This is a genomic window from Rhizobium sp. S96, from assembly GCF_030382195.1.
Classification (GTDB): domain Bacteria; phylum Pseudomonadota; class Alphaproteobacteria; order Rhizobiales; family Rhizobiaceae; genus Rhizobium.
In genome coordinates this window covers 186253-199943 of sequence record NZ_JAUDRY010000012.1, presented here as the reverse complement: position 1 = coordinate 199943, position 13691 = coordinate 186253, and the positions used below count along the sequence as shown (strand labels likewise).

The window sequence follows — 13691 nt, the reverse complement described above, 5'->3', positions numbered from 1 at the left end:
CAGGCAGGGTGTTTCATTTCAAGCGATCTGAGATCGAAACTGGCGACTATCGGCGCCAGACCGGGCAGCCGCGAACATTGCCGAAGCTGATCTCGTCAGCACCGCGACGCGTCCAACCCTGGACGATCACGCGGCGGGGCGTGACATCGACGACGCGGGCACGGCGAAAGCCATAGTCGCGAGCGATATCTTCAGCCATGCGCGGATCACACCCACGCGGGCGACCGTAGCCGTAGCCTGGTGGCGGCGGTGGCGGTGGTGGACGATAGTAGCCGCGAGGCGGTGGCGGGCGACCGTCACCAATATAGACATCCACCTGAGCGGAGGCCGGTGCCACTGCCCCGGCAAATGTGCCGGCGGCGAGCACCAAGGCAAAGCCCGCCTTGGTCAGAAATTGCATCATCGAAGTCTCCATGTTCGCGCGACCTGGGCCGCAACGCATTCGATTCATTCTTATTGGTCGGAAGCAGTCTTCCGGATGTGCATGTTCATATGCGATTCGCACAAAGCAGCCCGAAAATGGCGTCGCTAAGGCGAAGCATGGGGACGACCGATCAGCGGCGAAGCAACGGGCACCCGCGAACGTTGGCGAAGGACATCTGCTCCCAAGCGCGATAGCTGCGACCGGACACGACGACCCGGCGAGGCGTGATGTTGGTTACCCGCGCATTGCGCAAGCCGGCCCAGCGTGCCTTCTGTACGGCCTGCACCGGAGAGCAGCCATGAACCGGGCGATACTGAATACCGATGACCGACGCGCGCTCCGGAGAGGCAGCGGCTGCCGTCGAAGCCGTGGAGGGAATGGAGGCAAGCGCGACAAGAGCCGCAAAGGTAACCCTGGCAAACAAATAACGCATGGTGGCACTTTCAAATCGGTTTCATCAATCTCCCTTGCGGGATTGTGTTGACCATAACCATCTGAAAATGAACGATCTTCGAACCGGCCATTCACCCCACGTTCAGCCGCTGAAATGCAGCACCACTTCGCGCCGATGTGGCTGATCCCGATGTTCGAACAGATAAATTCCCTGCCAGGTGCCAAGCACCATGCGCCCTGCGGAAACAGGAATACCGATCGAAACCTGGGTCAGCGCTGCCTTGATATGCGCCGGCATATCGTCGGGCCCCTCCATCGTATGGACGATCCAACGCATTGACGGGTCAGAGGACGGTGGCACAAGATGACGGAAAAATGCGTTGAGGTCTGTGCGAACATCAGGATCGGCATTTTCCTGGATCAGCAGCGAGCAGGAAGTGTGCCGAACAAAAACGGTCAGCAATCCTTCATCCGCGTCGAGCGAGCGAACGAATGAAGCCGCCGCGTCGGTGAACTCGTAAAGCCCCTGCCCGCGCGTCGATAGAGCGATCATTTTCTGCGGCATGACAAATACTCCGGCGGACCTTGCGTCCGACCGAAATGGCGCCCGAGGGCGCCTCGTGTCAATGCCGGCACGTCGCCTTCAGAGGCGCAGGAAGGGCGCGAAGCCACCGAAGATCATCCGCTTGCCATCGAAGATCGCCTTCCATTCATCCCCCTGCAGCCGCGGATCGGCCATAACCTTCGACATGATCTCGTCCCGTGCCGCGCGCGATTCGTAAACGATCCACGAGAAGACAACGATCTCGTCGTCCTTGGCCTGCACGGCGCGCGGAAAGGAGGTCACTTCGCCATAGGGAACATCGTCGGCAAGGCATTCGACATATTCCTTGGCGCCATAACCTTTCCAGATCGCCCCTGTTGTCGCCGAGAACGCCTTGTAGGCTTCGATATTCTGCTTTGGCACTGCGACGACGAAACCATCGACATACGACATGCTCTCACTCCCTTGTTTGTTGCATCCACGATCAAGGACGAACGACGTTGGGCGGATCCGACACCTCCCTTAAGAATAGGCGCCTCGCGAGAGGAGCAAGGTCGCGTGATCTTTCCGATTGGAAAAAGCGAGGATCAGCGTCGTTCCACCTCCCCTTCGTTCGTCCCAGACACAGATAGTGCGCAGGAGGACAAGCCAATGCAGAAAATCACCCCATGCCTCTGGTTCGACAGCCAGCTCGATGAAGCGATTGCCTTTTACACGGGAATATTCAGAAACGCCGGCGAGGCTCAGGTGAAGCGGGGCCGGACGGGCGGGCATTTGCTGCGACCTTCGAACTTGAGGGGCAGCGCTTCATGGGATTGAACGGCGGCCCGCAATTCAAGTTCACCGAAGCAATCTCTTTCTTCGTGCGCTGCGGTGATCAGGCCGAGGTCGATTATTACTGGGAACACCTGCTCGATGGCGGCAAGCCGCAGCAGTGCGGCTGGCTCAAGGATCGCTTCGGCGTATCATGGCAGATCATTCCCGACGCGCTCATGCGCTATCTGAATGATTCCGATGGCGAGAAGGCCATGCGGGTGCAGGCTGCCATGATGCAGATGGTCAAGATCGACATTTCAGCACTGGACAAAGCCTATGCGCGCTGAGATTCGCCGCAGCTAGGCATCCGCAGTCTGCATCGTCACCCGGAACGTCCGGAACTCATCGACGAGGAAATCGACAAGGGCCCGAACGGCCGTGGGCAGACCACGCGATGCGGTAAACACGAGATAGATGGTAGCCTGGGACATCTGGTAGTCCGGCAGCAGGTGCACGAGGCTTCCATCGCGAATGCCGTCAGCACAAATGTGATCCGGAAGCAGCCCCACCCCGACCCCCGATTCGATCGCGGCAAGAACCGCATGGACACTCCGGCAGCTCATGCGCGGTCTGTGCTCATGCCTGTGGAGCCCGCCATCGGGGCCCTTGAACTCCCAGATGTCGGCATCCCTCCACTCCGCCATCGCGCCGGTAAAGGAGACCGTCGGCACATCGGCCAGACACTCGATGCCGCCATTCAGCGGCAGTGTCTTCGCGAGTTCCTTGTTCGCCACCAGAATCAGATCCACTTTGCTCAGCACCCGCATCGTCAGCTCTGAATCGGTTTCATCGATCAGCTGCGCACGAATGGCGAGATCCATTCGCTCGTTGATGATATCGACCCGCTGGTCGGTTGCGATCACCTGTAGCTGGATCTTCGGATACATCAAAAGGAACCGCGGCAGCATAGTTCCGAAGGAACCTTCGAGCAGGCCCGTCGGCACACCGATACGGACAACGCCTTGCGGCTCGCCGTTTGCGTCGTTCATGGTCTTGGCGGCGCGCTCGGCCTCGCGAAGCATGTTTTCGCAATGGCGATAAAGCGAATGGCCGATATCCGTCACACGAAACCGATGCACCGTTCGTTCGATCAACCGGACGCCAAGCCGCTCTTCCAATGACGAGATATGCCGGCTGAGCTTGGATTTCGGCAGACCCAGAACGCGCCCCGCGGCAGAAAAACCGCCGTGGCGGACGACCGCTGCGAAATAGACGAAATCGTTCATGTCGGGGAAAATCTGTTCTGCGGCAGACACAGTACGTCTCTTTCAATAATGCAATTCAGGCTCCCGTCGCCCGAATACGCTTCTTGGCCAATAATGCCAAGAACCAAAGCGTCGTTCCAAATTTGGAACATTGCGTTCCAATCGACGCACTTCAATTTGCTGCGGTGCGGTACTATCTCGCGCCTGTAACCACGTCGGCATCGCTCCCCGCGATGTCGTTCAACCGCTCATGAGAGCATTCGCTACAGCTTCAGGATTTCGACGCGCCGCCAACAGCGACGCTCCCGTTGACGCGCGCCTAAGTCATTGAAATTGTTGCCTAAAAACCACAATTTAATTGAAATAAACTGTTTAAAGTTCGATTTCGTTCACTGCTCAATTGATAGATTTACTTTGGGATGAAATGAAAAGTCAGCGGTTCGCTGATCCGCGCGCCGAAAGGCAATTACCGGAACGGCCGCCATCATTTTTGTTTTATCGGCGGCAGTCCCTTCGAAAAGGAAATGGATTTCAAATGAACATACGGATGGTTATGTTGACCTCGGCCGCAGCTCTCGCGGCTCTGTCCTCCCCGGTCTTCGCTGCTGACGCAATCGTAGCAGCCGAGCCGGAACCGGTAGAATACGTCCGCGTCTGCGACGCGTACGGCACGGGCTATTTCTACATCCCCGGCACCGAAACCTGCCTCAAGATCGGCGGTTACCTGCGTTTCGAAGTCTATGGCGGCCCGGATCAGAAGGGTACCTCCGACTGGAACGCTCGTACTCGCGCCCAGGTACAGTTCACCGCCAAGAGCGATACGGAATACGGCCCGCTCACCGGCGTCATCGTTCTGCGTAACAACGGCGACAACACCTCGACCGAAACCACGCTGGATTCGGCTTACATCGACGTCGCCGGCATCCGCGCTGGTCTGTTCTACAGCTGGTGGGATGACGATCTGAGCGGCGAAACCGACGTTCTGTCCAGCCACCAGACGCTGCACAACTCGATCCGTTATCAGTACGAAAGCGGCGACTTCTACGCTGGCGTCAGCGTTGATGAGCTGGAAGACGGCTACTACAAGCCCGGCGAAAACGCGAACAACGTTGGCGTTGCTGTTGGTCTCGGCGGCAAGGCTGGCATCTTCTCCTACCAGTTGATCGGTTCCTACGACACCGACAACGAAGAAGGCGCCGTTCGTGGTATCGGCTACGTTGAAGTTGGTCCGGGCACCATCGGCCTCGCAGCTGCTTGGGCAAGCGGTCGCAACAGCTACTACGATCAGTCCGAATGGACCGTCGCTGCTGAATACGCCCTCAAGGCAACTGACAAGGTGACGATCACCCCGGCTGCTCAGTACTTCGGCAACTACGTAACCGACACAGACTCGGCTACCCCGACGTCCTTCAAGGGCCTGGGCGACGCTTGGGCAGTTGGCGTAACGGTCGACTACCAGATCGTTGACAACCTCTACGCAAAGGCAACCGTGAACTACACGGATCCGGATGACGCCAACGAAGTAACGTCGGGCTTCTTCCGTCTGCAGCGCGCGTTCTAATCTGAACTTCCGGTGCCCCGGCTTTGCCCGGGGCTCCTCCAGTATTGCGTTTTCTGATCCGATTGACCTCCGATCAGTTACGGGGAATGGTCCGGTTTCCCTGCCGGACCTTCCTTACCGCGCTCTCTAGGCCGGCAACTCTTCGATCGAATCCACGCGCTCCGGATAGAACGCGAAATGCGATTTGATCTCGCTGACGGCAGCGTAGGGATTTTCATAGGTCCAGATTGCATTCTCGGCGCGCGCTCCGCCCAAGGGGATGCTGTAGTACGATGCTTCGCCCTTGTAGGGGCAGTAGGTGTGATCGTGCGTTCTCTCGACGAGGCTGAGGTCCACATCCGAGCGCGGTATGTAGATGACCGGCGCGTATGTGGATTCCCTGAGCGTCAGCGTGTTGTGGCTATCTGCAATCACCTGTCCGCCGAGCTTGACGATCACGCGCGACGAATTGCGCGTGATCGTAATCGGATGATCAGGGCCGGGTATTTTCATCGACTGGACTGACATCGGCTACTCCTCTTTTCCCTCAGGAAGGATATAGGGGCAGCTCGAAGAAATTGCAGGAGCTGTCGGCGCTCCCGCAAAGGATCAGTCACCAGCGGTCGAGGCCGAGCAGCTTTCGTCCCAGCGGCGACAACTCAGCTGTCGTCGCGTTGTGTCTCTCCCATTCGCGCGGGTCGCCCGGGAAAGCGTCGCGCTTGGGATGATCGAGTTCACGCCACAGGCGAATACGTTCTTCCCGTTCCGCGACGTTGTCATATTCGGCCGGATGCATCGAGATGTACTGCGCCATGCGCACGCGATCGTCCGAATGGTTCGGACGCACCCCGTGTGCCAGCAGCGAGTTGAAGATCATCAGATCGCCGGGTTCCATGTCGATATTGACGACCGACAAGCCTGTCGTATCAGGATGCATCGGATCGCGATCGTCCGGCTGCGTCTTCACCCACTCCTCGAAATGCTCGAACAGCTCGGGCACGCACTGGAAGCCGCCAACATCGCCATCTTGCTTCTTCAGGCTGAGCACGCCCTGAACACCGATCGGCAAGGGGCGGATCGATGTATCGACGTCCCAATGGATAAAGCCGTTCGGATTGCCCTTGAGCTTTTTCGGAGGGTTGAGGTTTGCGCGGTCGATCGTGACCCAAAGATCCTCACGATCCCAGATGTCGACGAAGGCGCCGTAGACCCGCGGCTGCATGCGATTGTCCCACAAGGCCTGGTGATTATAGATCTCCAGCATCCCGGTGTTGTTCAGCTCCTTCATCTTGTGTTCGCGCCGCTGCGGCGCGTACCATGTAGACTGGTCGCTGGGCTCCTTCTCGTCAAAGCGCCAGAGCACCTCGGCAAGTCGCTCGACATTCTCCGCAGGCACCGCCTGCCGCACGATCACATAGCCCTTGGTAATCCAATGCTGCCAATCCGCTTCCGACAGCACTCGAAGCGGCATCGCCTTCTGGATGTCCTTCAGCTGCGTCGTGGTCGATGACGTCGGGTGAGCGTCGCGCTTCAATGCCTGTTGCATGTAGTCCCTCCATTTCCGCAATCCCTGTCTGATCAGGCGATGGATGAAGCGTAGCCGTCCGCGAGGAAGAATGTTGTGGCCATATGGCCGCGTCTGATACTATTCTGGCTTCCTGTAGGATTGAGATGCTGGATGAGACCCTATCTCGAAAAACTGACGCTCGAGCCGGACAGCTCGCTTAGCCGCCTGAACCGGAGGCTGGACGATGCGATCCCCTTCCAGTGGCATCATCATCCCGAATTCGAACTGACCTTGACGCTCAACTCTCGCGGCCAGCGCTTCATTGGCGACCATGTCGGCGAATATCACGACGGCGATCTCGTGCTGGTTGGCCCCAACCTGCCACACACCTGGTTTTCGCGTGAAAAGATCGAGGCCGGCGAACCGCACATCGCGCTCGTCATATGGTTTCATCCCGATTGGGCGCAGCAGATAGTGCACGATTTCATCGAGTTCCGTCCGCTTTCAACCATGCTTGCGCGCGCCAGTCGCGGACTGCAATTCACGCCGACGGCGGCCGCGGCGGTCCGCAGCATGTTCGAAAGTCTCTTTTCGTGCTCACCGGCTGAACGACTGCTGACACTGCTGACAGTTCTCAACCGTCTTTCGACCGATGCGTCACAGCCACTCGCAAGCACGCCTGCCCTGCAGGATGCTCCCGGCGAAAACCGGGACCGCATCGACCGCGTCCTGACGCATATTCACACGAATTACACGCGGTCGATCAAATTGCCTGAACTGGCCGACATCGCGGCCCTCAGCGTTTCCGGGCTGCACCGGTTATTCCTCAGGCATACAGGAAAGACAATCTCGGACTACGTCACGCATATCAGGATCGGCGATGCCTGCGCCCGTCTGTCGGGCACAGCGCAGCCAATCAGCTACATCGCCGATGTCATCGGATATGCTTCGCTGGCAAACTTTAACAGGCAGTTTCGCAGCCTCAAGGGCATGGCTCCGCGTGAATACCGCAACCTTTTCCGCACGCAATGACAACATCGGAACGGCACTGCCTAGTGGCTAGAAGATCAGTCTGAGGGAAGCCGCTGCCTAGTGCAGGGTTTCAGGCCGCACATCGCCTGCGAGGATCGCGGCCACATCTTCCAGAGCGGCAACCAGAACGTCCGTGAGTTCGTCGCCTTTGCTCTCGATCAGGGCCACCTTGGTCGCCTCATCCTGCAACTCGAAAAAACGCTCGATCTCGTACGACATTTCATTGTCCTCTTGTGCCGCTAACATCCGGCGATGGGACAAAGCTAAGCGGTCATGCTTGTGTCGAACTGGATCGGCGCGCCGCGGGCGTTTCCGTATCAGATCGACACAGCCAACCTAGCGCATTTAACGAAAGCTTCCAGAGCGTTAAGCAAAACTTCTGTGATTTCCATAACTTCAGTGGGATGACGTCACCTTTCAACGCTCGGATTGCCCGATCAATTCCGTAAGCCACGTGGCGAAAGCCGTCATGGCGGGCGTGACCGGGCGCGAGTGCAGGCGCGTCAGCCAGTAGCTGCCCATCGACACGCTGGTTTCAAACGGTTGTGCGATCGCACCCATCGCAAGATAGCGCTCGAACATCTTCGGCGGCGCGAGACCAACGCCCGCCCCCTGCTGAATGGCCTCCATCATTGCCAGCGATGTGTCGAAAACGATGCTGTTCTGCATCGGCCCGGGATTGGATACTCCGGCTGCCTCGAACCACTGCTTCCATTCGTCCGGCCGGTACGAGCGAAGCAGCACCTTCTCGAGCAGATCTGCCGGCTCCCTCAGATCACGGGCGATCTCGGGCGTGCACAGCACCGATAGCGGCGCCTCGAAAAGCCGCGTTGCCTCCGTCGCATGCCACGCACCGCTGCCGAATCGAATGGCAAGGTCGAGCCCTTCGGCCGCCAGATCGACGCGATTGTTGTTGGTGGAAAGCCGGAGGTCGACATAGGGGTAACGGTCCCGAAAAGCGGCCAGTCGAGGCAGGAGCCAACCGACGGCGAAGGTTCCGACCGCGCCCACCGCAAGCACCTCGCGAACATGGCCGTCGCGCAACCGTTCGACGGCGCCGGCCATCCGGTCGAAACTGTCGCGCAGCACCGGCAGAAGGCTATCACCCTCGGTCGTGATCATCAGCCCGCGCGGCAATCGCCGAAACAGCGTAACGCCCAACTGCGCCTCGAGACCGTTCACCTGATGGCTGACCGCCGCCTGCGTGACGTTGAGCTCGATCGCAGCCTTGGTGAAGCTGAGATGCCTGGCCGAGGCCTCGAAAGCCCGAAATGCGTTCAAGGGAAGATATGGCCGAACCATGGCGACGCCCCAGTTTTTCTAATGGCTAATCCCAATATTGATCCTTTGTCTATGGGTCAAACCGCTGGTAGCTCTTTCGTAGAAACGATAGATACAAAGGATATATTATGAAATTCGGCGCCGCCATCCTTGCTTTCGCAGCCACCGGACTTCTTGCGTCCGTGGCTCAGGCCAAAACAATTTGTACGGTCGTGGCGGATGCCAAGACAGGCAAAACGATCGTCCAGGAAGGCGACTGCACCGGTCGGGTGACACCGGCCTCCACCTTCAAGGTCGCGCTCAGCGTCATCGGTTATGACGCCGGCTTTCTCAAGGACGAGCACAACCCGACGCTTCCCTTCCGCAAGGGCGATGTCGATTGGGGCGGCGACAACTGGAAGCAGCCGACAGATGCAGTCCGCTGGCTCAAATACTCCGTCGTCTGGTTCTCGCAGCGCATAACGCACGCGCTCGGCGAAAAGACACTGCACGACTACGCGACCAAGCTGAACTACGGCAACGCCGACTTCTCCGGCGACGCCGGCAAGAACAACGGCCTCGACCGTGCGTGGATCGCCTCGTCGCTGAAGATATCGCCGCTGGAACAGATCGCGTTTCTGAGAAAGCTGGTGAACCGCGACCTTCCGGTCAGCGCCCACGCAATGGACATGACGCTGAAGGTGGTCGAGACCATGCCCGATCAAGGCGGCTGGACCGTTCAAGGCAAGACCGGAATGGCCTACCCGCGAAACCCGGACTACACCTTCGACGAACAGCATCCCTGGGGCTGGTATGTCGGCTGGGCGAAGAAGGGCGATCGCGCTGTCGTCTTCGCTCGCCTGATACAGGATGACAGAAAGCTCCAAGGCACGGCAGGCGTTCGCGCCCGCGATGCGCTTCTCTCCGAGCTGCCGTCCATGCTCTCAGGCGCAGGGAAATAACAGGTGGGCGTCGCCGGAGGCCACGACAGGCTTCCGGCGCGTCGCGATCAGAAATCGGGGAATCCTCGGCTCCGCCACTGCGACTTCGGGATCGCAGAGCCGACGTCATAGGCAAACGACACAACCTTCGTGCCTTCGGCATCGACCTCGCAGCGAAAGCTCACGTCATACCAGCGTGCACTGGCGCGGAAGGCACCGCGCTTGATTTCCAGCACCGTTCCCTGCGACAGCCGAGAGGAGGACGGAAGTAGCTCCGGCCGGTATCCCTGCGGCGAATGCTTGAGTTGCTCGCCCAGTTCAGTGCTGCAAAGCTGAGCGACGCGCGTGCCACGCGGCAGGCCATCGATCGCCGTCCTGGCCACCGCGCCGCCCGTGTCGTTCTGCGAGTAGAGCTTCTTCGCCTTGGTCAGCGGGTCGGCAGCCGGCTTGGCCGTGGCTGTGGGATCCGGTCTCGCGGCATCAGTGGGCTTGGCCTGCGTGATCTCGGTCGTCACCACCCCTGTCGCTTCGGCAGGCGGTCCGTTGTTCTCCTGGTGCGCATCGGCGACATCGACCTGCGGTAGGTTGATGTCGTCAGGCATGGGCTTGGCTGGCGGCGTGTCTCCGGCATCCGGCTTGCCCGCCGATACTGGATCGTCTGCAGGCTTTTCAGCGTCGGGTGCCGCAGCAGGCTTGCCGGTCTCGGTCGAGGCGTCGCCATCTTCAGCCTTTCTCTCCCCGCTCGCCTTGTCTCCGAATTCAAAGACGGGCCGCAACGGCTGGATCGGCTGCGGCTTGCCTTCCTGGCCCTTAGGCTGCTCGTCGGCCTTCGCCTGTTCGGCGGGATCGGGCTTTGGTGGCTCTTCCGCCTTCTTCTCCTCCGGCTTTGCTTCCGGCGGCTTTTCAGGTGGCTTCTGCTCTGGCGGTTTCTCTTCTGGCGGCTTGGGCGGTTCCGGCGGCTTCTCCTCGAGCGGCTTCGGTGGCGGCTCGGCCTTGGCCTCTTCCTTTGGTGGCTCCGGCGGTTTCTCCTCGGCCTTCTTTTCTTCCGGCTTCTGCTCGTCGGCGGGCTTTTGAGCCGCCGGCGGCTGCTCGGGCTTCTTCTCCTCGGGCTTCGGCTCGTCCGGCACCTTCAGCGCCGCCTGTTCTTCGGGCTTTTTCTCCTCCGGCTTCTTCTCCTCGGGGGGCGGCACGAGGTCGACGCTGACGGTTTCCTCTTCCGGCTTCGGAGTTGGGCGAGGTAGTTCCAGGAAGAAAATAGCGCCGACGAAAAGGTGCAACAACACGGAGGCGAAAACGCCCCAGCCGAACACTCCCCAGCGTCTGTCCAGAATCTTCGGCATGCCCACGTACGTTGATCAAAAACCAGCAGTCGATGTGGCCTTTTAAAAAGGCAGCATCAAGCCTTAAAAGCAGAAAAATGGCATGCCGGGCAAATTGCGGCGCCGGCCGGTTTGTTCGGCTATCCGAGCGAGCCTATGATTTCCCGATAGGCCGCTTCAGGAAACGCCTTCAGCGTCCGGGTACGGACATTGCCGGCCATGCCGAGCGAAAGACCGAAACGGGCGATGACCGCATCATCCGGTGCCTCGCAGATGGCAACGAGATCATGGTCGCCTAGCGTCAAGAAGAAATGTTGGAAGGAACCGCCCATGTCCCCGAGCAGCTTCTTGGCCGCGTCGAGGCGTTTGGCGGAATCGCGAACATTGCGAATGCCCTGATCGGTCCAATTGATGAGAACGATATATGTGGTCATTGCACACCTCCCGACGGAGGGTCTTGGTCCACGCAGGCTAATTGGCGACCTTCGCTCAAGCGCTGCGGTCGGTCCCTTCCCCCGTGGCCGGCATTGTACTCCTCTCGCCAAAGGGAGACAACGAAAGCAGCCGCGCACCAGTCGCCCGAACCAAAGAAAAAGCCGGGCACGAAGCCCGGCTTTTTCTAGTGATACGGTGTCGATCCTAGCTGTCCAGGAACGAGCGCAGCTTGCGACTGCGGCTCGGGTGCTTCAGCTTGCGCAGCGCCTTCGCCTCGATCTGACGGATACGTTCGCGGGTAACCGAGAACTGCTGGCCGACTTCCTCAAGCGTGTGGTCGGTGTTCATGCCGATGCCGAAGCGCATGCGCAGCACGCGCTCCTCGCGCGGCGTGAGCGATGCCAGAACACGCGTCGTCGTTTCGCGCAAGTTCGCCTGGATGGCGGCGTCGATCGGCAGAAGCGCATTCTTGTCCTCGATGAAATCGCCGAGATGCGAATCTTCTTCGTCACCAACGGGCGTTTCCAGCGAGATCGGCTCCTTGGCGATCTTCAGGACCTTGCGGACCTTTTCGAGCGGCATGGCGAGCTTTTCAGCCAGTTCTTCCGGCGTCGGCTCGCGGCCAATTTCGTGCAGCATCTGGCGCGAGGTACGAACGATCTTGTTGATCGTTTCGATCATGTGCACCGGAATACGGATCGTGCGCGCCTGGTCGGCGATCGAACGGGTGATCGCCTGACGGATCCACCACGTCGCATAGGTCGAGAACTTGTAACCACGACGGTATTCGAACTTGTCGACCGCCTTCATCAGGCCGATGTTGCCTTCCTGAATGAGGTCGAGGAACTGCAGACCGCGGTTCGTGTACTTCTTGGCGATGGAAATCACGAGGCGAAGGTTCGCTTCAACCATTTCCTTCTTGGCGATACGCGCCTCGCGCTCGCCCTTCTGCACCATCGACACGATACGACGGAATTCGGCGATCGAGATGCCGGTTTCCGTTGCGAGGTTCTGGATCTCCTGGCGGATGTCGCGGATCGTCGTGTTTTCGCTCTTGGCGAATTCCTTCCAGCCACGCGCAGCCAGATTGCCGATCGACTTCATCCAGTTCGGATCGAGCTCGGCGCCCTGATACTGCTCGAGGAAGCTGTCGCGCTTGACGCCATAGGATTCCGCCAGGCGCAGCAGGCGGCCTTCGTTCTGCATCAGTCGCTTGGAAATGTCGTAGAGCTGCTCGACGAGGGCGTCGACGCGGTTCTGGTTCAGCGACAGAGACTTGACGGCCTTGATGAGCTCATCCTTGAGTTCCTTGTAGCGGCGCTCCTGGGCGGATGACAGCGTGCCGGTGGCAGCGAGGCGCTGCTCGACCTGCTGGTCCTGCAGCTTGCGCAGCTTCTTGTAGGTCTCGGCGATGATGTCGAGCGTTTCCATGACCTGCGGACGCAGTTCCGCTTCCATGGCGGCCAGCGACAGGTTGGATTCGTCCTCGTCCTCTTCTTCCTCTTCCGGAGGCAGGCCCTCGCCGCCGACATTGGTGATGTCGTCGTCGCCGGAACGGGTGCGGCGCGTCTTTTCCTTTTCTTCGGCAGCCTTGCGGTCAGCCTCGATCTTCTCGGGGCTCTGGAACTGCGGGGCAGCCTTGGCTTCCGGACCGGAGTAGGTCGTTTCGAGATCGATGATCTCGCGCAGCAGCGTCGTGCCTTCGTTGAGTTCGTCGCGCCAGATGATGATCGCCTGGAACGTCAGCGGGCTCTCGCAGAGACCACCGATCATGGTCTCACGGCCAGCCTCGATGCGCTTCGCAATCGCGATTTCGCCTTCGCGCGACAGAAGTTCGACCGAGCCCATTTCGCGCAGGTACATGCGAACCGGGTCGTCGGTACGGTCAGTCGGCTCTTTTTTCTTGGCGGTCGCAAGTGCGGTACCGCCGGAAGGAGCAAGCTCACCGCCTTCGTTGTCGTCGTCGGAGCCGGAATCGTCGTCATCGCCGCCGCCGGCGTTGGCTTCTTCGGCTTCCTCGTCCTCGATGACATTGATGCCCATGTCGGACAGCATCGCCATCGTGTCTTCGATCTGCTCGGACGTCACTTCCTCGGACGGCAGGACGGCGTTGAGCTCGTCCATCGTCACATAGCCGCGCTTCTTCGCGGCCTTGATCATTTTCTTGACCGCGTCATCGGAAAGATCGAGAAGAGGGCCGTCGGTGCCGCCGTCGCGTTCGACTTCCGCTTCTTCGTTCTCTTTGACCTTCGTTGCCATTTATGTCGTCGCCTTC

The 13691-nt window shown here is 59.6% G+C and carries 15 protein-coding genes and 1 pseudogene; 4 read left to right on the top strand and 12 right to left on the bottom strand.

The features are described from left to right. Positions 1-46: 46 nt before the first annotated feature. The 4 genes from QTL94_RS15765 to QTL94_RS15750 all read right to left on the bottom strand — a co-directional run bounded on the left by QTL94_RS15765 (position 47) and on the right by QTL94_RS15750 (position 1814). Positions 47-403 carry a hypothetical protein gene (locus QTL94_RS15765; RefSeq protein ID WP_113522405.1) on the bottom strand — a complete coding sequence of 119 codons (357 nt, stop codon included), beginning with the start codon at positions 401-403 and terminating at the stop codon, positions 47-49. A 151-nt stretch (positions 404-554) separates the two neighbouring features. After that, on the bottom strand, positions 555-857 hold the full coding sequence (locus tag QTL94_RS15760; RefSeq protein WP_289802514.1) for a hypothetical protein: 303 nt from the start codon (positions 855-857) through the stop codon (positions 555-557). 102 nt (positions 858-959) lie between these two features. Next, positions 960-1382: a secondary thiamine-phosphate synthase enzyme YjbQ gene (locus tag QTL94_RS15755; protein ID WP_289802513.1), complete on the bottom strand. Its 423-nt coding sequence runs from the start codon at positions 1380-1382 to the stop codon at positions 960-962. Between the two features lie 78 nt (positions 1383-1460). After that, positions 1461-1814 carry a DUF1428 domain-containing protein gene (locus QTL94_RS15750; protein ID WP_289802512.1) on the bottom strand — a complete coding sequence of 118 codons (354 nt, stop codon included), beginning with the start codon at positions 1812-1814 and terminating at the stop codon, positions 1461-1463. A gap of 198 nt (positions 1815-2012) precedes the next feature. Between QTL94_RS15750 and QTL94_RS15745 the strand changes: the two are divergent. After that, a pseudogene (locus tag QTL94_RS15745) lies at positions 2013-2464 on the top strand (VOC family protein). A 12-nt stretch (positions 2465-2476) separates the two neighbouring features. On the opposite strand, the gene QTL94_RS15740 reads toward QTL94_RS15745, so the two are convergent. Then, positions 2477-3433: a LysR substrate-binding domain-containing protein gene (locus QTL94_RS15740; protein ID WP_289802511.1), complete on the bottom strand. Its 957-nt coding sequence runs from the start codon at positions 3431-3433 to the stop codon at positions 2477-2479. Positions 3434-3917: 484 nt separating this feature from the next. Between QTL94_RS15740 and QTL94_RS15735 the strand changes: the two genes are divergently transcribed. After that, positions 3918-4943, top strand: a complete 1026-nt coding sequence (locus QTL94_RS15735; protein WP_289802510.1) for a porin — start codon at positions 3918-3920, stop codon at positions 4941-4943. Positions 4944-5069: 126 nt separating this feature from the next. Here QTL94_RS15735 and QTL94_RS15730 read toward each other — a convergent pair whose 3' ends face one another. Both QTL94_RS15730 and QTL94_RS15725 read right to left on the bottom strand, forming a co-directional pair. Next, positions 5070-5450, bottom strand: a complete 381-nt coding sequence (locus tag QTL94_RS15730; RefSeq protein ID WP_289802509.1) for a DUF427 domain-containing protein — start codon at positions 5448-5450, stop codon at positions 5070-5072. 85 nt (positions 5451-5535) lie between these two features. Next, the gene (locus tag QTL94_RS15725) at positions 5536-6468 is read right to left on the bottom strand and encodes a phytanoyl-CoA dioxygenase family protein (protein ID WP_289802508.1); all 933 of its coding nucleotides are present in this window, start codon (positions 6466-6468) and stop codon (positions 5536-5538) included. Positions 6469-6600: 132 nt separating this feature from the next. Between QTL94_RS15725 and QTL94_RS15720 the strand changes: the two genes are divergently transcribed. After that, positions 6601-7461, top strand: coding sequence for a helix-turn-helix domain-containing protein (locus QTL94_RS15720; RefSeq protein ID WP_289802507.1), 861 nt, complete (start codon positions 6601-6603; stop codon positions 7459-7461). A 57-nt stretch (positions 7462-7518) separates the two neighbouring features. Here the strand turns inward: QTL94_RS15720 and QTL94_RS15715 are convergent, their stop codons facing one another. Next, positions 7519-7680, bottom strand: a complete 162-nt coding sequence (locus tag QTL94_RS15715) for a hypothetical protein (RefSeq protein ID WP_198928745.1) — start codon at positions 7678-7680, stop codon at positions 7519-7521. Positions 7681-7878: 198 nt separating this feature from the next. Then, positions 7879-8763 (bottom strand): LysR family transcriptional regulator, encoded by an 885-nt coding sequence (locus QTL94_RS15710; RefSeq protein ID WP_289802506.1) that lies wholly within the window; start codon positions 8761-8763, stop codon positions 7879-7881. A gap of 107 nt (positions 8764-8870) precedes the next feature. On the opposite strand from QTL94_RS15710, the gene blaOXA reads away from it, so the two are divergent. Beyond that, entirely contained in the window at positions 8871-9683 is an 813-nt protein-coding gene (gene blaOXA / locus QTL94_RS15705; RefSeq protein WP_289802505.1) for a class D beta-lactamase, read from the top strand. Between the two features lie 47 nt (positions 9684-9730). Here blaOXA and QTL94_RS15700 read toward each other — a convergent pair whose 3' ends face one another. The 3 genes from QTL94_RS15700 to rpoD form a co-directional block, all read right to left on the bottom strand. After that, entirely contained in the window at positions 9731-11002 is a 1272-nt protein-coding gene (locus QTL94_RS15700) for a DUF930 domain-containing protein (RefSeq protein WP_289802504.1), read from the bottom strand. A 119-nt stretch (positions 11003-11121) separates the two neighbouring features. Further along, entirely contained in the window at positions 11122-11415 is a 294-nt protein-coding gene (locus tag QTL94_RS15695) for a GYD domain-containing protein (RefSeq protein WP_289802503.1), read from the bottom strand. A 205-nt stretch (positions 11416-11620) separates the two neighbouring features. Then, complete coding sequence (gene rpoD / locus QTL94_RS15690) at positions 11621-13675, bottom strand: RNA polymerase sigma factor RpoD (protein WP_113520706.1); 2055 nt, start codon at positions 13673-13675, stop codon at positions 11621-11623. Positions 13676-13691: the final 16 nt, after the last annotated feature.